The sequence below is a fragment of the Algoriphagus aquatilis genome (assembly GCF_042657405.1).
GTDB classification, from domain to species: domain Bacteria; phylum Bacteroidota; class Bacteroidia; order Cytophagales; family Cyclobacteriaceae; genus Algoriphagus; species Algoriphagus aquatilis.
This window is the reverse complement of sequence record NZ_JBHSKS010000024.1, coordinates 1-19,283: the sequence shown is the minus strand read 5'-3', so window position 1 is coordinate 19,283 and position 19,283 is coordinate 1. Positions and strand designations below refer to the sequence as shown.

The following is a 19,283-nucleotide window of genomic DNA, read 5'->3' as shown; positions in this document are numbered from 1 at the left end:
GGCTTACCTGACCGAAGCGCATCTCCGGCCTGCTTGGCGAAAGCCTTGAAATCAAACTCTTCTTTGTCTTCTTTCATAGTCAAAATTTAATGGTTTAAATTTTGACACAGTTATTTGAACAGTCTCGTACTGCCCAACCTTTTTTTAAGAAATTCTGCTCTTTGGTTACGGATCACGTTCAAAAAAAAAACTCCTACAAGTTTTTACTTGTAGGAGTTTGGTTTTAGCTGCTCCCCCTCTTGGGCTCGAACCAAGGACCCCATGATTAACAGTCATGTGCTCTAACCAGCTGAGCTAACTAGGCGTCAAGCAGTTAGGAGGATTCATGGAAACAATGTTCACGCTTTTTGCACGCAAAGGCCAAATTTCACATTAGGAAAGAAACCATCGATAGCCTGACTCCTCATTTTTCAAGGCCTGACCCACTCCTGTCGACAGCTGTAAAGCATTCAGGTTTCTGTCCAGAAATGTGTCAATGTAAGAGCTCTTGTTGGCCTGTGTGAACAGGTTGTAGAGATTCCAGAGATTGATGTCTCCTGATTCATTTCGACAGAAGCTTTGGTCTTGGTAATAATCCTTCACAATGGTGTTAAACTGGCCATCGTTGAACTCCAAGGCTGGTATTGCTCTCTTCTGTTCTTTAGGGAGATGTTGGTAAAGTCTGCACCTTCCTATTAGCTGGGCGAACTGATGCTCTGTCAGGTTGTACTGCGTGAGATCGTACATTTGACCAAGCAGGCGATCCACCTGGAAGTTCTTCACCAGTTCGAAGATTTTTCCATAGAGCTCTTTCACTGTCGAAGCTCTCATTTCTTCCTTCAAGCCATCTGTACTGATGCAGAGATTGCAGCAAACCAGATTTTGGAATCCAATGAAGAACTTGAATCGCTCCAAGGACTTCTTGTGATAGAGATTCTCCAGGTTGTAGCTTCTTACACCTCCAATGGTCAAGGTTATTGGATTACCACCTATTTCCTCTTCAATGGAAGGTATTCGAGCAATGAAAGCCATGCGTTCATAATAGATGGTCTTTTCGTGGTCATAGAGCTCCTTTGCAGACTTGTGGATGGCATCAGGTGTTCTTCCTTTGATCTCGTGGCTCACCCTGATTTCAGGATGCTCCACGTAGATTCCTCCAAGTGCATCAGATGTCGCTAGCATCGCTATGTCGATGAATTCTTGGTGGGAAATTGTTCGCTCATTGTCCTTGGCAAAGACAGGAATGATGCAGGCTTGTTCGAGATGATGGAGAGAAACCTCCATGCTGTTGGCCTCAATGAAAGGCTTTCTGGGCAGCGTGTCTTTCTTTTTCGCTACCCCATTTTGGATGATGGGAAACAGTTGTTCCATGATTGAAATTTGTTTTGGTTAAACATTGCCTGGGGGGATACCCAGACGGTCTCAATCACTGGTGGGGTTGTCTACTGGATGTAGGCAGTTCTCTGATGCTTAAGCTAAATTTGGCACAAAGGTTGATCATTTTAATAAGCAAAATTGTGCACATAACGTCTGAAAACCATAGCTTTATGAGCTATGGTTTTTTATTCACCAACGATTTTTCTCAACCGTTCAATTTCTCTTTCAAGCATTTTTATGTACTTCTCTTTGTAATCGTCTCCATAGAAGTTAATAACGTCTGCTGTACTGCCCAATCCTTGGACTTGCTGATTATTCGAAACATTAAAAATTTGAGATGCATCGAAATTAAGAAGCTGCTCTAGACTTACATTCAGAATTCTGGCAATTGATTGAACTTTAGAGAGGGTAATATCAACTTCTCCCCTTTCAAGTTTGCTATACCCACTAAGACTCATTCCTAGCTCAGCTGCCATAGTCTCCCTTGTTATAGACTTTAGCTCTCTGAATTTCTTAATACTCTCAAATACTTCTTTCATACCTTTAAAGTGTTAATTAAACCACTATAGTAGCAAAATTCTTTATTAAAGGTAAAATATTAGAATAAAATTCACAATAAGGGACATTTCTATATTTTATGGGACCCAAATAGTAGCAAAGAGATCGATTTTGATTTACAAAAAAAGCCTTTTAAAGGATCATTTACCACTTTAAGTGTCATTATCAAACTAATGATAGAGGTATTTTTGAATCAAACAAAATCAACCACTCATGAAAAAAATACCTTTGCTACTTGTTTCAATCATCCTGATGTCAGGTTGTGCTACAATATTCACGGGCACAAAAGATCGAATCACATTTAATTCAAACCCTTCTGGTGCAATTATTTATAAAGATGGCGTAGAGCTTTGCACTACCCCATGCACCTACAAAGTAAAACGAAGTATAAATGATACAGACATTGAATTCAAACTAGATGGCTACCAGACAAGAGTAATAACCCTTGACAAAGAGTTTAATGTCATTAGCATCATAAACCTTGGCAACTTGTTAGGATGGGGTATTGACGCTCTTTCTGGTGCTGTAATGAAGTATGATCGAAAAACTTACGATATCACTCTTTCTCCAAACAAAACAGCTTCGATTCTAGAGCCTTCAAGAATAAATATTGATACTCAGAAAAATACTGTAGAATTGATTGTACAAGAATAATTAAATAGAAGGCTGGCATTCTCTCAAGCCAGCCTTTTTACTTTTTTTCATTCATATTTCTCCTTGAGATTGATCCAAGTCAATTTTTAAAATTTGAATCGTTAGAATATACTTTCGTCTAGAAAGCTCATAAATTCTATTATTCTGAATTAATCTAAAGCACCTGCTAACAAAAGGATGAAAAAGAATACAGCCACTATAACTCCTAAAACAAGCCATAAATCATTATCATTATCTGGCTCTTGATTGACTGGCTTTCCAGAATTAATCCCTTTTAAATATTCTTCAAGCTGATGGCCTTCTAGTAAGTCGCTATTGATGAAAATCCAAAATTCATTTGTATTGTCCTTTTTTAAAATTAAAACCTTCCCATCTAAAAAAACCTCATTCAAGAGAACTCCTTCTTCGTTTCCAATTTTTATTACCAATGAATTCAGGCTTTGCTCGTAATCCCAGGAGCAGTTATCTTCCATGTTCCCATTTCGAAAGGCTCTTAAAACACCTTTCTTTTTGAAAACAAGTCTATGCACGTTAAGATTTCCATCAACAATAGTCCAAGGCTTTTCGATAAGATATCTCTGTTTGCTTAAGCCAACGCTGTAAGTTTTAAGAGAGGTTTGTAGTTTGTAGACAAGGTTTTGAAGCATTTTTCGAATACGATTTATAAATACTTGAAATGATCTGTGGTCTTGTTATTTCTTTTTTGAAACCCATAAGATTTCTTCCTCATTTCGCCTGTTGAAGTAAGCTATTACCTCACTTTTTGGTATCTTCATGGTTACCACTGTCATAGGCTTTCCTGCTGCAATTGTCTCCATGTACTCATAAGCAAAAAATTCAGCAATCTTCTTATTGAGTGACCAACTCATTCCATAATTCTTATTCTTGGATTCCTTGACGGTCATTCCTCTATGTATCTCGATTTCTTCTGGAAGTGAATCTAAAAACTGAATTTCTTCCTCGATCATCAAGCATTTCTTATCCTTTTCTTCCGCAGAGAATATCAATTTTAGTATTTGCAAAACAGCGTTATTGTTTGAGGTCGTCATGTACAATTCCCCAATCCATTTCCAATAGTCACAACCAATTAATTTATGGTCATGAGTTAAGAGCCGCTTTATAGGGTCAGGATCTTCATCAAGTACTGCATCAAAAGTTAAGTCATCTAAAATAGCATGCAATTTAATTGTCATATACTTGGAGGGAAACTTTACCTGTCCAACAAGTTTCATTAGATCATTACCCCCATTTATCTGCTTCAAGTATCCATGCAACTCTTTAATCCAATCATCAACTATGTAATCCAAACTGGAAGGTTTAGCTGTTTTCTTAACTTTCCATTCATTTTTTAATTCTTTAAACGCCTGATCATACCCCACGCTGTTAAGGTAATTAACGGCTTCTTCAGCTGGATTCATCAATAGATTGGTTAGAAGTTAGTGTTGATAGAAGTAGTATTTTATTGACAATTAGTTGCCTAGTCATAAGGTAAGAATAACAAAAAGTTGAAATCAAAACAATACTCAAAAAGCCACAATTCACTAATTACTCCTCCGCAGCAACCCCCAACTCTCCCCTAGGCGGGATCTGATAGGTTTTCACCTCTTTATTGATGTAATCTGCCATCATCCTGGCTTGTTCTAGGACTGTTTCTGTGGCTCTTTCCTGCATGTCTGGTGGATAGCCATGCTTTCTGAGGATTCGCTTGACAGCAATCCGCATTTTGGCCTGTACGTTTTCTCTCACGGTCCAATCGATGCTTGTGTTGCTTCTGATGGTATCGACCAACTCTCTGGCAATGTGTCGCAGGATATCATCTCCAAGGACTTGGACAGCACTGTCATTAACTTCCAGGGCTGTGTAGAAAGCATACTCTCTGAAGTCGAGTCCCAAGTCTTCTCCTTTACGGTCTGCTTCCTTGATTTCTTTAGCCAGTCGAATCAACTCTTCAATGACTTGTGCTGATGTGATCAGGTTGTTTTGGTAGTTTTTCACTGCACCATCCAGCATGTCAGAGAACTTCTTCGACTGAACTAGGTTGGTTTGCTTACGGAATCTGATCTCGTCATTCAGAAGCTTTTTAAGAAGTTCCAAAGCAACATTCTTATGCTCCATTCCTCTCACTTCTGCCAAGAAATCATCTGACAGAATAGAGATGTCTGGCTTTTTCAATCCTGCCGCATCAAAAACATCCACCACCTTGTCTGTCACGATAGCATCAGATAGAATCTGCTTGATGGCTGTTTCCAGTTCTTCGTCTGACTTTGGTTTACCAGCCTGACTCACTTTGACTATTCGTGCTTTGATCGCCTGAAATAGCCCCACTTCATCCCTTATTTCGATGGTATCAGGATGGGGTACTGATATGGCAAAAGCCTTGGTGAGAGCTGTCACTCCATTGATGAAACGTTCTTTCCCATTCTCCAATCCCAGGATGTAATTGGCAGCCTTGATAGGGAAGTAGAGTTTATCCTTAGAATTTAGCCCAAAAAACACCTTGTAGTCAAATCCCTGCTTCAAATCAGGGTCTCTAGGTTTTTCATTGAAAAGCTGAGCAACCACCTCATACTTTCCCATCATGATGGCAGCTGCTTCTTCCTGATCAAATGCAGGCTTCCCTTTTCCTCCACTTTCCGTGTAGGTTGAAAGTGCCTTTTTCAGGTCTGTGGCTATCCCAATGTAATCCACAATCAAACCACCTTCTTTTCCTCCGTAAACTCGATTCACCCGTGCAATAGCCTGCATCAGGTTATGACCCCTCATGGGCTTATCGATGTAAAGGGTGTGCATCGCTGGAGCATCAAATCCTGTCAGCCACATGTCTCTCACTATTGCTAGCTTCAGTGGGTCCTTGGGATCTTTCAATCGCTCTCCCAGGTCTTTTCTCCGTTGCTTGCTTCTGACGTGAGGTTGGAAGGGAAGGGGATCAGAACTAGAACCTGTCATCACCACCTTTATAGCTCCCTGATCATCGTCTTCATGATGCCAATCTGGTCTTATGTCAATGATGGCTTTGTACAAGTCCACGCAAATTCTCCTACTCATGCAGACAATCATACCTTTTCCGTCCAGGATGGAATTTCTGGATTCGAAGTGCTTAACGATATCTTCAGCGATTAGCTTAAGGCGTTGTTCATTCCCTACAATAGCTTCCAGTCTGGCCCATTTGGATTTGAGCTTCTGTTGGGAAGTGGTTTCTTCAGATTCTGTGAGTTCTTCAAATTCCTCATCAATCCTTGGTTTTTCTTCCTCCTTGAGGTTGATTTTGGCCAAACGGTTTTCGTAATAGATGCGTACGGTGGCACCATCCTCCACGGCTTGTTGGATGTCGTAGATATCGATGTAATCCCCAAAAACTGCCTGGGTATTCTTGTCCGTGGTTTCTATTGGTGTTCCTGTGAAGCCAATAAATGAAGCATTAGGCAAGGCATCCCGCATGTGCTTGGCAAAGCCATCCATGAAATCATATTGGCTTCTGTGGGCTTCATCTGCAATCACCACAATGTTTCTACGGTCAGAAAGCAGTTCGTAGGTTCCTCTGATATTTTTGGTCTTTCCTTCCTCCAGTTCTATTCGATCTTTTACTTCTGGTAGAAACTTCTGAATGGTTGTAAAAACTATTCCACCTGAGGCTACAGAAAGGAGTTTTTTCAGCTGTTCTCGATTCTCAGCTTGAACGGGTGTCTGTCGTAATAGATCCTGACTGAGGGAGAAAGTATCAAAAAGCTGATCATCCAGATCATTTCGATCCGTGAGGATAATTAGCGTGGGATTGTTAAGTTCCAAAACCAATTTTCCAGCATAGAATACCATGCTTAGGCTTTTTCCTGAACCTTGTGTGTGCCAAATCACTCCTGCCCGCTGATCTCCTAATTCTGAGGTGGCTCTCTTGGTAGTGTGGATCGCTTTATTGACTGCGAAATACTGATGGTATCTTGGAATGATCTTGGAAAGCTTTTCCTTGTTGCTGTGGAAAATGGTGAAATGTCGAATGAGGTCCAGTAACACATCTTTCTTCAGAAGGCCTTTAGCCATCACTTCCATCTGTGGGATGTCTGGGTCTGCCACCAACTTTCCATCAATGGATTTCCAAGGAAGGAAAAACTGCTTTGGTGCTGTCAGTGAACCATAAAGCGCATCCCAACCATCAGAAACAATGAGTAATCCGTTGTATTGAAACAGACTAGGAATAGACTTCTTGTAGGTCTGTAACTGATTGAACGCAGCAGGTAAGTCTGCATTCTCGTCTGTGGCATTTTTGAGTTCAATCACCACCAGAGGCAAACCATTCACAAAGAGAATCACATCAGGCCGTTTGTTCTGATTGCCCTCGATGATGGTCAATTGGTTTACTGCTAGAAATTCATTTCGCTCTGGATTTTGATAATCTACCAACCAGACTTTATCCCCTACGATTCGATCTCCCTTGCGGTATTCTACCTCCACGCCTTCTGTCAGGTACTTGTAGAAGGTGTAATTATTCATCACTAAGTCTGGAGAATCAGCTCTCATCACTCTCTTGAGGGCTTCTTCCTGTGCATCGAAAGGAATGGATGGATTAAACTTTGCAATGGCGGCACTTAACCTCTCTCTCAAGACCACCTCCTGAAACGTGCGCTCAGCCTGAGCTCCATCAGGAGAAATCAACCCTCCATGAACGTAGGTGTACCCCAGCTCTATCAGCTCCTGGATTAATACTTGTTCAATATGGTCTTCTGAGATGACTGCTGACATGGGTTAAAAAGTTTGTTCCAAAAGTGATTCGTTTACTTCCAGTTCTCCAGAGATAAGTTTGGGAAGGAGGGTGTCCCTTAAATTTTGAAGCCCAATGTTTTCTACTTCCAATTCTTGAATTTGAATAATCAAATGGGAAATCACTTCCTTAAATTTTTCAAGAGTTTCTTGGTTTGGAATTAATAGTTGAAGAGGCTTCAAATTCTCTATTGTAATTTGAGGTTGTGCAGATCCTGATACAAAGGAAGTGAAGTCCTGATCCAATGACCATTGCCTTAAAAATTCAAACGGCATTTTTTCTCTATCAGGAATCTCAATTATGAGAGAATTATTCGTAACAAAAGAAAAAGGTTTTGAAAAATTCACTTTACCTGATGCTGCACCTCTGCAAGAAATTAGTACTTGTGGTTCTTTATAATGAAACTTTGAATAGTATCCTATAATTCCATTCCCCCCAAAAACAGGAAATCCATTAGTAATCAAATTAGTAGTAGGTAAATTCTTTCCATAAACCACATTAAAAACCTTGGTTAAGAAATCTACTCTCCAACCCTTCGGAATTTCACCCAATTCAGAATCCACCATTTCACCACCTGAGGATTTGTAGGGGTGTCCGTTTTCATTGGGAAATTCAAAATCCACAAACCACTGCTTAAACAAGGCTTGGGCTAAGGCTTCCAGATTCTGATTGATCTGATTGTTCAGCTCGATCTTGTCATCCAAAGAGGAGAGGATTTCTGCAATGGCTTTTTGGGTGGGGAGAGGGGGGATATCAACATTAATTGTTTCGAAAGTTGATCTTGTAATGGTGTCGAAAACAGCTCCGTGAGCATTTTTCTTTAGTTCTGAAACTTTTTGTTTTAGTAAATAGTAAAGAAACTCGTTAGTACATATTGTTGGGATTGCAGTCAACCCATAACAGGATTGATTAAAAGCCATATTTTTACCCAAAACAGCCAACTCACCTACAGTCCCCCTCGCAGAAATTATTATCTCGCCTGCTTTTAAAATTTTCGTACTTGAGTTTTTTAATCCAAGTTCACTAATTGACTTTTCTGTTTGGTAAACTCTTTTTTGACCATTCCCAAAATCAACAACAGATAACCAAGGAATATCACCTCCCCAGTATTCTGATACGTTTGTTTTAGGTGTTCCTCCACCAATGATTTCTAAGATTTCAGAAAGTTTAAACTGATTCATACTAAATTCCATAAAATCAAGGACAAAAAAACAATCGATATTACTAAACCTATAAGAAATAGGACCTTTGTAAAAGTATTGTGAACAATTTCTTTGGTAGACCAATATCCACCATTATCAAAAATTGTAATGCTTTTAAAGGCAATTATGTGAGAAAACCCTACAATAAACATCCCTATTGAAAGCCCTAAAAGGTGCTTTCTTTCAACTATGTCAATTTCATTCCTGTAAATGAAAACAAAAGCAAATAATCCTACCCCTAGAAAAGTGAGCCAATTCCACCAAAGCTTCAAACTAAGATTTTCAAAAAATCCACTCATAAATCAATCCCAATTTTAGCCAGATTCAATTTGATACGGTCCTGAAGCTCATTAGACTTAGAGAACTGCTCAGCTAAGCTGGAGGTAATGGTTGCCACCTTCTCTTCAAACGGAATTCCATCATCTTCCAAGTCTTCTGCTCCTACGTATCGTCCTGGCGTGAGGACAAAATTGTTCGCCCCCACCTCTTCCAGAGAAGCAGCTTTGCAGAATCCAGGGATGTCCTGATAGTTTCCGTTGATATTTCTCCAAGCGTGATAGGTTCCTGAGATTTTGGCAAGATCCTCATCTGTGAGCATTCGATTCTTCCTGGATATCATTTGCCCCAGATTACGGGCATCGATGAATAGAATCTCATTGCTACGGTTACGGAACTTATGGTTGGTACGGTTTCTAGCTAAGAACCATAAGCAAGCTGGAATCTGTGTGTTGTAGAATAGCTGTGTTGGCAAGGCTACCATGCAGTCCACCACTCCTTCTTGGATTAGCTTCTTACGGATTTCACCTTCATTGCCTGAATTGGTAGTCATACTGCCATTAGCTAAGACTATTCCCGCTGTGCCATGTGGTCCAAGCTTATTGATAAAGAGCTGTAGCCAGGCATAGTTGGCATTTCCTGCTGGTGGTGTTCCATATTTCCAGAGATGACTATCCTGAAGCTGTTCACCTCCCCAGTCAGAGATGTTGAAGGGAGGGTTGGCAATGATGTAATCTGCCTTCAGGTCTTTGTGTCGATCATTGTGGAAGGTGTCTCCCAGTTCAATCTTGGCATCAATTCCACGGATAGCCAGGTTCATTTTGGCCAGCTTGTAGGTGGTAGGATTACTCTCCTGTCCATAGACTGCAATGTCGCCTATCTTTCCTCCATGAGCTTCCAAGAACTTCTCACTTTGGACAAACATCCCGCCACTACCGCAGCAACCATCGTAAATTCTGCCCTCGTAGGGTTCCAGCATTTCTACCAGTAGTTTAACGATGCTTTCAGGAGTGTAGAACTGGCCTCCACGCTTTCCTTCTGCATCAGCAAACATGCCCAAGAAGTATTCATAAACTCTGCCTAGGAGATCCTTGCTGTTTTGTCCTGGTGCATTGAATCCCACGTTGCCAATCATGTCCACCAGCTCACCTAGACGTTTCTTGTCCAAAGCAGGTCTGGCGTAATCCTTTGGAAGCACGCCTTTGAGGGAAGGGTTATCTAGCTCAATGGCATCCATGGCATCATCGATATCCTTGCCTATCGATGGAAGCTTGGCTCTTTGGTGTTGTAGATAGCTCCATCTGGCAGAAGGTGGAACGTAAAAGACATTCTCAGCGAGGTATTCGTCTTTGTCCTCAGCATCAGCATAGGGATCAGCCTTCAGCTTGGCATAAAGCTCATCGAATCGATCAGAGATGTATTTGAGAAATATCAACCCTAGCACCACGTGCTTGTATTCCGCAGCATCCATGTTGTTACGGAGCTTGTCCGCAGCTGCCCAGAGGGTCTTTTCAAGGTCTTGGGTCATTTAATTTTAGAGTTAAAAAGGTAATTCATCTTCTTTGATTTGAGCCTGATGTTTGGGCGTCATTTGAAGTCTGTAGTAAAGATTATTCAAAATAACCTTTTTTTTAGTTACACTAGAATTTTCAAAAACTTCATAAAAGTCAATCAAGACCTTGGTGGGTAAAAAACTTTTTGATTTAAACCAAAACCCCCCGTTAATGAAACAAGAAATCAAATCTGCTGAATTGAAAACCTTGGTTTCTAAAATTGAATTTTGGTAAACATTTTTCAGTTTTTTTTGAACAGAAGCGAAGTCTAAATCAAATCTAGCCTCATCATAAATTTTTGATAACAAGAGAGAAATCTCTTCTGAAAATTTTTGATACTTCAATATCTCTTGAGGTGCAAATTCTATTTCAGGAGATTTTTCTTCAATTAACATTCTCTGAATTAATGAAAAAGATTCAAGCCTCGAGTTTTCTGCAAATTCTATCATAGATTCCAATATCTTAGAATAGAAAAAATCCTCAATTTTAAGATCGTGGATAATCTGTTCAAATAGCTTACCTAAAAAATAAATATCTGATTTTAAACTATACCTTCCTTCATAACATTCACTTGGTAAAGGATAAGGCCAGTTTAAGATAATACTGTTCTCCCTGTTACTTAAGTCTTTGATTGAAGGTATCTTACTAAATCCAAAATCAATAATTTTCAGTTCCCCATTCTTTGAAACTAAAATATTTGTAGGCTTTATATCCCTGTGTAGTAAGTTTAATTTTTCCAAATGTGAAAAGCCTTCAATTGCCTGAAAGAATAAATCGTTTACCCTGTCAGGGTTTAATTTTAAATATTCACTAATTGGCTCTCCATCAACATATTCCATGAAAATGTATCCTGTATTATTCTTTGGATACAAGTAATAATTAAACACCCTCACAACATTAGGGTGATATGCCAAATGCAAAAATTTTATCTCATTGATAAATCTTTCAAAAGCATCCTCAGTATTATTCCCCCCCATAGGAGTGAATTTTTTGCAGACAAAATCTTCTGAAATAATGGGATCACGCAATAGCACTGTGGTTCCAGTTCCGCCAGAACCTATTTCTTTGATTTTTATGAAATCCTTTTGTCTCAAAAATTGAACTATCTCAGTGTTCTCAAAAGCAGCTTGACTTTCTCTTGTCATAATTTCTATTAAACAATTAAGAATAATTTTCTTGATATTTATCAATTAAATAGTTAGGAGTTTTTAACATTCAAACTTTAATCAAACAGCCTCCTAGATTTTTTTACAAAATACATTCTGTGTTAAAGCCTAGGCTGTAAGATTGAAGAGAGAATTGAAGGTTCTCAATAAAGACTTGAAGCATTGGAAAGGCAATTCAATGTGGTATTCTGATTTTTCATCCTTTGCAAAATACAGAAGGATTTGGTTTGAAGAAATACCCACTACTGGGTAGTTTTTGTAAACTAATTAGATTTTAATGCTATTTTATTAGTATTGATTTTAAGAAATTAAATAACCTACAAATTCAATAAATTCTCATGAGTGATGACACTCCTGTATTTATACTCATTCAGGATTCACGCTTTCTGGTGTCCAATATTCGATACCAAACCTGGGCTGTAATCCTGTCAGCCGTTCGATTTCTTCCCGCATTATACGTTCGACGTAGGCCTCATTCCCTACTGTTGTCACCAGGCTGTCATGGATGGTGAAGATGGGCAAATCAGGCCTTTCTGAGGCTATTCTAGGCACGATGTGCTTTAGGACAAGTGTTGATTCGATTTGTTGGAGGAGTCTTGGCAAGTTGTTGTTATCTTTTTCTTTATAAGCCCTGAAGACCTTCGCTAGAGTGGGGAATGCTGCTTCAAAAAGTCTCTTGGGTTTTGCATCTGGCCGTTTCTTTGTCTTTGGATCTTTCCATGAACCGTCCTGATGGAAAAACTTGTTGTCTGAGTAAAATACTTGGAAGGTCATTTCTTTCATTTTAGCTTTATCAAAAGGCCTAGTATCCTTGAAGATTTCCAGATGCATTTTTTTATAAAACTCACCACTATTTACAATATTCTTATATTTTACAATATCCTGATATTCATTATGTTGCAAAAATTCTACTGACATAATACAAGTAACAAAATAAAAAGGTGAAGAAGGGGATATCAATGAGAGGGAACCAAGGGGATTGGTAGGGGTAACGAGGGGATTGTGGATTGTTGGAAACTGACTCAGGGTGAAGGAACCACTTGACTCCAAGTACCAACTTTTGTCCAAAAGCATTAAGCTAAGCAACGGTTGAGAGTTCTTAATATCGACACTCACCAACTTTTGTCCCTTCCATGTCAGGAAGTTTCTCAGTTCACTCTTCAAATTGGTCAGATTGGAGTGAAACCGTCCAACATTGTCGTCAATGGAGAACCTGTATTCCTTATTGTAAATTTTTTCGATGGCATGAAGAGCCTTGAGTCTTCTTAGCTGGGGGTTGGATTCACCTTTTTTATATCCCTTGATCCATCCCATAGGCAATCGATACTTGGGATGGGAATCAATCCACTTTCGACTACCCATTAGATCGATTTCCAAATGCTCGAACCACTTGGTCAGGATAGGGTACTTTTTAAAAACTGATTCCTGCGCAGCTATCTGTGCTTTGATCAGAGGCTTTCTTCTTTTTTTATGAACCTCTCCAATAATGGGTATCAACCTTATCGACAAATCGTTCTCATACGGAAAGTTTAACCTGTAGGCATAGCACACTCCTTTTATGAATGCATTCTGAGAACTCTTCATGTATTTCTGGGGTGCCTGTTGGATGATACCGTGCTTCTTTAAGTAATCCAGATAGTCTTTGTAATTATGAGCCAGGTTTTTCTGTAGGTCATTCGAATAGAGCTCCACGTATCCCATAGACTTAGACAGATCATCAAAAAGTGATTTCTCCAATAGGAGATCTATCAGATAGTAAAAGTTGTCCAGGTTCGACTTTTTCTTGCCAAGGAAGCTTGGAGGATCTTTTTCGATCAATTTTTCAATGTCAAAAGAAGACGGGATTCTCCAATTCAGATCACTTGGCATAATTCATAAAGACAGGTCAGAATCAATTTACTAATCCTTGGGCTGGAATTCAATCCTTTATCTCTTGGCTTGCAGATGGCTTTACCTTATAAACCTTCGATAGACCACATTCACTTGCCCAAAGTGATCAGATTCTTTTTCAAACTCTGTCACGCTTCGATTATCGTCCAGAAAGGTGTTGAAAAAGGCACCTTCAAAGATCAAGTCAGTGACAATTCCCAATCGAAACGATAGAGAAGCCCTAACAGGAATGTAGGCACTGGATTCAAATAAATTGAACTGGTAGTATTTCTCATTGAAGAAAAACTTTTCTGTGCGGTAGGTGAGGAGATAGCCTAGACCAACCCCCAGATTGAAATCCACAATAGGCCTACTCATGTGATGAAAGCTAGGCAGCAGATTAAAGATGGGCATTACATCAAAGGCATAGTTGTATCCATTGAAGATGGGTTCAAGCGTTCCATTTCCATTTTCCCCAGGCATGTACTCTTTGCTGGAAAACGGTTGGAAACTGAAGTTGGATTTGATGCTTAAATGGCTTCCAATTCGCTTTCCTACAGCAAGTGAAAGCACAGGCAGCTTTTCATTGACAATGCTGTCATAAGAAGGTCTAGGAGCAGAGAAAAATGTCCCTGCCCCAATGCCCACTTGATAGAAAACGGTTTTTGGATTCTTCTCCTTATAAAAACTCTGAGCCCATAAGGACCCAGAGCAGCTCAACCAAACAACTATAAAAGAGAAAACTGTTCTCAGCATGTCAAAAGCCTTCTCCTTTGTAGATTTTGGATATTTCTTCTGCGGTTAGGGCACGATTCCAAAATCCTAAATCATCAAAAATTCCATCAAAAAAATTCGTATCTATATTACTTATTCTTATTTGGCCTAAACGATTAATGTCATTTGCAGCTTGAGAAAAATCTATTTTTCCATTTACAATTGAACTTGATATAAAAACACCATTTATATAAAAATTTAGTTTATTTGATTCCATTACAATAATAATATCATACCAAGAGTCCTTCTTAAGTAAATTTGGTAGTGAAGTTCCTCCATTATAGCTAAAATTTGTAAATGCCCAAAATAACTCTACCGAGCCATCAGATTTAAAAGTAAAGTTGACCTCTTTCCAAAATCCAGTTTTATTCCAAATTCCCATATACGCGATTTTTTTTGGAAATACTCTCGAAAATATCGAAAAAGTAGTTGCAACTTGACCATTCAACATAGGTGAAGGAAATTCAATTATATCTTTAATTCCATTGAATGAATAAGCAGAATTCGGTAGTCCCAGCTTTCCAGAAGCAGGTAATGGACCTACTAGTTTGCCATTATTTCCATTCCCACTCTCATCATTTGCATTTCCATTAAACGGCCACCATCCCACTAATCCGTTGGTAGGGATAGGGCTTTTTCCTGAAAGCTGATTTTCGAGAAGAGCTTTGATCTCAGCACAGCTCTTTTTCAACTCTTCAATAGCCGCCAATATCTTTTCAATGTTAGCACCTTGTTCTCCAAGTTGACTGGTCAGTTGACTGATTTTGGTGAGGTTTTCAGCTAGTTGGGCTTGAAGAGAAGCAACTTGACCTTTGAGCGCATCGAGTTGTTCTTTGGTTTGAGTTAAGCTTCCTTGAATTACTTGATATTTACCATCCAATTCTGCCAATTGCCCTTTCAGTTTTTCGATTTCTGCTAGAATTTGACTCAGTTTCTGCAATTGTTCCAATTGCTCCAAGATACCTTGATACTTCTCCTGAAGATCAGCCAATTGGGATTTGATTTCATCTAGGTCTGCGTTTTGAGCACCCAGCTGTTCATTCAAGGTTCCAATTTGAGCCAATACCTTTACCAATTCAGCTTGAAGGTCTGTCACCTTTTTCAGCACTTCCTCTTGCTTGGCAGCGCTGTTTTTTAACTCATTGATCAACGAATCTGATTTAGCCTGAAGAGCCTTCACTTCCTCCAAAAGCTCCTGGTTTTGGTTTTTGATTTCCAAAACAAGTTCTAGGAGTTCAGTGTCTACAACCGTACAGCTTTGTGTTGAACAAGTAATAAGTAAAAACAGGAATAATAGTTTTTTCATGGATAATAGAATTGAAGAATTAATTCTCTTGCTATGTCCCTGATTTTATCTTAATTCTCAATGAGAACTAGGTAATTTAGGTTTCACACCCTATTATATTGATGTCACCTATTGTGAAAACGGGGACTATAAAAGCCCCCGCTCTACAAAACTCAACCAATCCATTTCTGGTGTTACTATCATGTGATCCAACAGTTGTATGTCCAGATATCTGAGTGCATTTTTCAATTTGTCTGTAATGGCAATGTCTTGAGGTGATGGTTGCAGGCTTCCAGATGGATGATTGTGGCAGACAATTACAGAACTCGCCATTAACGATACAGCTGTGGCAGCAATTACCTTCACGTCTACAATCACACTGGAGACGCCACCAACGAAGTGTACCTTGGCTCCAATCACCCTGTGAGCTCTGTTCATGTAGATGGCAAGAAATTGCTCCTGCATTCCTACAGTTTCTTGATCCAATACCATCATTGCTATCTTGTAGACATCATAGCTGCTGGTGATGATAGGTCTGTCCTTCACAGATCCATGGAAAACATAGGAGACTTTCACTTCTCCTATGTTTGACATTTCCCATTTACGGTCTTCCATTGCTGTGGATGGCTAACGGATTGAAAGGTGGTGTAAGCTTTCTGATTTCATCAGCTCTCAACGTGAAGGCTTCCAGATATTTGTTCTTGTCTGGTGCCTCTCTGTAAAGCTGATAGAGTTCATCGAGGTTGACAATCGCCTTGATTTTAGCCTCAATGGGATCTTCCTTGCTTTCATACAACACTGACCCACTTTCGCACCACTCCCTGATCTTTTTTCCTGTCTGTGGCTCAATTTTGAATGGGATTTTCTGAGCGAACAACTGCGTTCTGTCCTTGGAACAAATGGCCTGATGGTTGATGTCTAGCTCGAAGACAATGGAGAAATCATATTCCAGTCCGTCACGCTGCACCGCTTTCAGCCCCACCTTCTCAGGCACCTGTTTCCCATTCTTCTCTGTGATGACATAGTCTTGCTTACTTCTCACCGTAGCGATAACATGAGCTCCAGAATGAAGAATCTTCTGCACCAAAGCATTGTGTCTTGGAGTGATTTTGGCCCAATTGGTGAAGCTATTTCCAGCCATGCTTCCATGGATGTCCAGGATTCCACCCTCGCCCTCCCACTCGTGTGAGAGACTGTCAAGAATGATTACTTCCATCCCTGAGACCTCGCAGGTGGCAATTGCTTCCATGTAGCGCTCAGGGCTAAAAGGTGGTAACAACGTCAAAACATTGTATTGCCCAAGGTGGGAATACAGATCAGCGCTCTGATTCTCTGTGTCGATGACAGCAATCTTGTTCCAATTTTGACAAAGGCCATAGGCCAATAAGAGGGAAGAATAGGTCTTTCCGCTTCCGCTAGCCCCCTGCAAAGCAATTCTGATCTTTGCCTGAGAGCGATTCGATTTACGTAATTGCATAGTATTGATTGTTTAGAAATGAAAAAGGCACCCATTTCTGGATGCCTTCACTTTTTTGGTTAGAAATAAATTGATGTTAACTTTTTTGATTAGATACTATTTGAAGAATGTGCTCAGCCATTTTGTCCAAGGTTTCCTGATCGAAGAGTTCGAGATAGATTCCTGTGACTGAATTTCCGTACTCATGACCCAAAGCTTCAGCAATAAGGTCTTTGCTGTAACCCAGCTTTCTTGCGACGTTGGCATAGGTGTAACGGAAAACGTACGTAGTCAAATCCTCCTGTAGGTCAAGCTTTTTACCAATTAGCTTAAGCTTTGTATTCAAACGCTTAGTGATTTGTGCTCTGGAATGCAGAGACTTGGCAGGATGCTCCAGGTACTCGTCCAGCATGATTCCCAAAAGAGTCTTACGATCGTTTTGAAAGTACCTCAAACAGTCTTCTATCATTGGACTGACCAAGATGGAGTACATTTTACCAGTCTTTCCACGCTTGTAGATGATACGACCTGCCCTGAGATTATCTTTTGTTAGATAGAGCAAGTCTCTCAGGTTAATTCCGCGTAGCATAAAGAGCAACTTCCCAACCGTCCAAGCTTTGAACAATGGATCATTGACTCCAATGTCAGCCTGAAAGAACCGTTGGATTTCCTCTAAAGACAATACCCTTGGAATGGTCTTCTCCTTTTTGATCTTGTATTTCCTGAAAGGATACCACTCGTAATCGACCAGATTGTATTGGATAGCCCTATTGCAGACAGCCCTGAATGTTCTCATGTAGACAGCAATGGAATTGTACTTATTCCCACGCATCCTAAGTTCCTTCTCTACCTTTTGAAGATCCTTCACCCCAATAGCTTTAAATGAGCAATTCAGGTTGACAATCTTGGAAAAGATGGAATGGCTTGATTTGTAGGTTCTGGCAGATCCTCCACGACCAGATTTGATCAATTGATCAATGTTTTCCTGCCAAAACTCCTCTACAGTGATTTCATCAGCTGACTTTTGAAGGACAAAGGCTTTTAGCTCTTCAAGAGAGAAAGGCCTGTTGATGTTGTCACTGACAAAAGCTCTCAAACGCTTGGCGTACTTCTCTTTGAGCTCGTCCAGGTGAAGCTGTAAAGGTTTATTGCCTATCACAGCACACTTTTTCTTGTCAAACTTGGAGGCTAGAACGCTCTCTCCTGTAGAAATGTCAAAGAATCCCCTATTGTGACGAATCCTGATGACAATTGGATAGGTGCCATCAATCTTCTTTCTCGATTTGAGATTGAGTTGGATGTTTGCCATAATTTTCATCGATTATGGCCCTTGCACTGTGCTAAAAATGTTCACGCAATTGAAACGCAAACCAGCAAAATGTGCGTGCTAATTGCGTTACAATGCTCATTGGACTATCTGGAACATCGATGCTTAAAAACAAAAAAGCCTCCAGAATTGCTTCTGAAGGCTTTTTTTAGCTGCTCCCCCTCTTGGGCTCGAACCAAGGACCCCATGATTAACAGTCATGTGCTCTAACCAGCTGAGCTAAGGAGGAGTTTGTTTCGTTATCCCTTTCGGAAAACGTTTTGCAAATGTAGATGGCTATTCGTTTTTTTCCAAACCCATTTTTGAAAAAATCTCTGTTTACAGCCTGTTTCACTTTTTTCTATTTCTAAGTCAGGGACTTATTTTTTGGATTTTTCCACTAAGCACTCCCTTATTGATTTTTGACACTAAACTTCCGGCTAAGTGTCTTGATAAACCTAACTTTGCGAAACCGTAGTGCTGACCAGTCTTCATCAACGGCAATTTGGCACACTTCTTCATAATCCAGCTCTCCTACCTTTCTCCAACCGCTATCTCTATTGATGCTCACCTTGTATTTTTTGGAAGTGCCTTTAGGGTAGGCTACCCATATTGCCTCATCCTCCGGGGAAAGTTGATGCATTTCTTCAAAATACTCATCGATGTCCTCCTTGCTATACACAAACGCAAGCATAAACGTAAGCTTCTCTCCATTCTCCACATAATACCCAGAAGTTTTCCAAGTCCTGAGGGCAATTCCAAATCCAGCTCTTCATCCCTTCTTTGAAATTCATCTTCTTTAAAATTGTGTCCATCACTAGCTTTTTTGTTAATAAAAAGTAAAAATTTTTGCAAAATTGAATCAAATCAAATCTTGGAAACTCATAAATAGTTTAAGTTTTCTTTTACCCATCCAATTCTTTCAAGTTAATCTAATCAGATGAAAAAAATAATATGATTATCCGCAATCATACCAGTATGGGTAAACCGAAGCAATGATGAGTCGGTCAAACAGTTTTTGACCAAAGTATCTTCTGTTGAGCTTGTAGCAAAACTCATCCAGGTAGTTCTGCAT

17 protein-coding genes, 1 tRNA gene and 1 pseudogene are annotated in these 19,283 nt (G+C 39.8%); 1 reads left to right on the top strand and 18 read right to left on the bottom strand.

Annotation, left to right across the window (positions count from 1 at the left end; translation table 11 throughout):
• Positions 1–372 precede the first annotated feature (372 nt).
• Both ACFPIK_RS17815 and ACFPIK_RS17810 read right to left on the bottom strand, forming a co-directional pair.
• Positions 373–1,350, bottom strand: coding sequence for a DUF3871 family protein (locus ACFPIK_RS17815; RefSeq protein ID WP_377917767.1), 978 nt, complete (start codon positions 1,348–1,350; stop codon positions 373–375).
• Positions 1,351–1,541: 191 nt separating this feature from the next.
• Positions 1,542–1,895 carry a helix-turn-helix domain-containing protein gene (locus tag ACFPIK_RS17810; RefSeq protein ID WP_377917765.1) on the bottom strand — a complete coding sequence of 118 codons (354 nt, stop codon included), beginning with the start codon at positions 1,893–1,895 and terminating at the stop codon, positions 1,542–1,544.
• Positions 1,896–2,127: 232 nt separating this feature from the next.
• Here ACFPIK_RS17810 and ACFPIK_RS17805 point away from each other — a divergent pair, with 232 nt between their 5' ends.
• Positions 2,128–2,568 carry a PEGA domain-containing protein gene (locus tag ACFPIK_RS17805; RefSeq protein ID WP_377917763.1) on the top strand — a complete coding sequence of 147 codons (441 nt, stop codon included), beginning with the start codon at positions 2,128–2,130 and terminating at the stop codon, positions 2,566–2,568.
• A gap of 149 nt (positions 2,569–2,717) precedes the next feature.
• Here the strand turns inward: ACFPIK_RS17805 and ACFPIK_RS17800 are convergent, their stop codons facing one another.
• The 16 genes and pseudogenes from ACFPIK_RS17800 to ACFPIK_RS17725 form a co-directional block, all read right to left on the bottom strand.
• Positions 2,718–3,215: a hypothetical protein gene (locus ACFPIK_RS17800; protein ID WP_377917761.1), complete on the bottom strand. Its 498-nt coding sequence runs from the start codon at positions 3,213–3,215 to the stop codon at positions 2,718–2,720.
• A gap of 45 nt (positions 3,216–3,260) precedes the next feature.
• Complete coding sequence (locus tag ACFPIK_RS17795) at positions 3,261–3,986, bottom strand: hypothetical protein (RefSeq protein WP_377917759.1); 726 nt, start codon at positions 3,984–3,986, stop codon at positions 3,261–3,263.
• A 127-nt stretch (positions 3,987–4,113) separates the two neighbouring features.
• Positions 4,114–7,302: a type I restriction endonuclease subunit R gene (locus tag ACFPIK_RS17790; RefSeq protein ID WP_377917757.1), complete on the bottom strand. Its 3,189-nt coding sequence runs from the start codon at positions 7,300–7,302 to the stop codon at positions 4,114–4,116.
• A gap of 3 nt (positions 7,303–7,305) precedes the next feature.
• Positions 7,306–8,502, bottom strand: a complete 1,197-nt coding sequence (locus ACFPIK_RS17785; protein WP_377917755.1) for a restriction endonuclease subunit S — start codon at positions 8,500–8,502, stop codon at positions 7,306–7,308.
• The gene (locus ACFPIK_RS17780; protein WP_377917753.1) at positions 8,499–8,822 is read right to left on the bottom strand and encodes a hypothetical protein; all 324 of its coding nucleotides are present in this window, start codon (positions 8,820–8,822) and stop codon (positions 8,499–8,501) included. Before ACFPIK_RS17780 ends, ACFPIK_RS17785 begins: the two co-directional genes overlap by 4 nt.
• Positions 8,819–10,327 (bottom strand): class I SAM-dependent DNA methyltransferase, encoded by a 1,509-nt coding sequence (locus ACFPIK_RS17775; protein WP_377917751.1) that lies wholly within the window; start codon positions 10,325–10,327, stop codon positions 8,819–8,821. Before ACFPIK_RS17775 ends, ACFPIK_RS17780 begins: the two co-directional genes overlap by 4 nt.
• A 12-nt stretch (positions 10,328–10,339) precedes the next feature.
• Positions 10,340–11,497 carry a protein kinase domain-containing protein gene (locus ACFPIK_RS17770; RefSeq protein WP_377917749.1) on the bottom strand — a complete coding sequence of 386 codons (1,158 nt, stop codon included), beginning with the start codon at positions 11,495–11,497 and terminating at the stop codon, positions 10,340–10,342.
• Positions 11,498–11,884: 387 nt separating this feature from the next.
• A complete protein-coding gene (locus ACFPIK_RS17765; protein ID WP_377917747.1) occupies positions 11,885–13,387 on the bottom strand; it encodes a hypothetical protein in 1,503 nt (500 codons plus the stop codon).
• Between the two features lie 81 nt (positions 13,388–13,468).
• The gene (locus ACFPIK_RS17760) at positions 13,469–14,143 is read right to left on the bottom strand and encodes a hypothetical protein (RefSeq protein ID WP_377917745.1); all 675 of its coding nucleotides are present in this window, start codon (positions 14,141–14,143) and stop codon (positions 13,469–13,471) included.
• A gap of 1 nt (position 14,144) precedes the next feature.
• Positions 14,145–15,467: a LamG domain-containing protein gene (locus tag ACFPIK_RS17755; protein ID WP_377917743.1), complete on the bottom strand. Its 1,323-nt coding sequence runs from the start codon at positions 15,465–15,467 to the stop codon at positions 14,145–14,147.
• A 126-nt stretch (positions 15,468–15,593) separates the two neighbouring features.
• A complete protein-coding gene (locus tag ACFPIK_RS17750) occupies positions 15,594–16,040 on the bottom strand; it encodes a JAB domain-containing protein (RefSeq protein ID WP_377917741.1) in 447 nt (148 codons plus the stop codon).
• Between the two features lie 7 nt (positions 16,041–16,047).
• On the bottom strand, positions 16,048–16,923 hold the full coding sequence (locus tag ACFPIK_RS17745) for an AAA family ATPase (RefSeq protein ID WP_377917739.1): 876 nt from the start codon (positions 16,921–16,923) through the stop codon (positions 16,048–16,050).
• A gap of 76 nt (positions 16,924–16,999) precedes the next feature.
• Positions 17,000–18,211, bottom strand: coding sequence for a phage integrase SAM-like domain-containing protein (locus ACFPIK_RS17740; RefSeq protein ID WP_377917737.1), 1,212 nt, complete (start codon positions 18,209–18,211; stop codon positions 17,000–17,002).
• Positions 18,212–18,384: 173 nt separating this feature from the next.
• Positions 18,385–18,458: transfer RNA gene (locus ACFPIK_RS17735), tRNA-Asn, on the bottom strand.
• Between the two features lie 162 nt (positions 18,459–18,620).
• Positions 18,621–18,929: a hypothetical protein gene (locus ACFPIK_RS17730; protein ID WP_377917735.1), complete on the bottom strand. Its 309-nt coding sequence runs from the start codon at positions 18,927–18,929 to the stop codon at positions 18,621–18,623.
• A gap of 237 nt (positions 18,930–19,166) precedes the next feature.
• Positions 19,167–19,283, bottom strand: a pseudogene (locus ACFPIK_RS17725) (IS1595 family transposase); the annotation flags it as partial.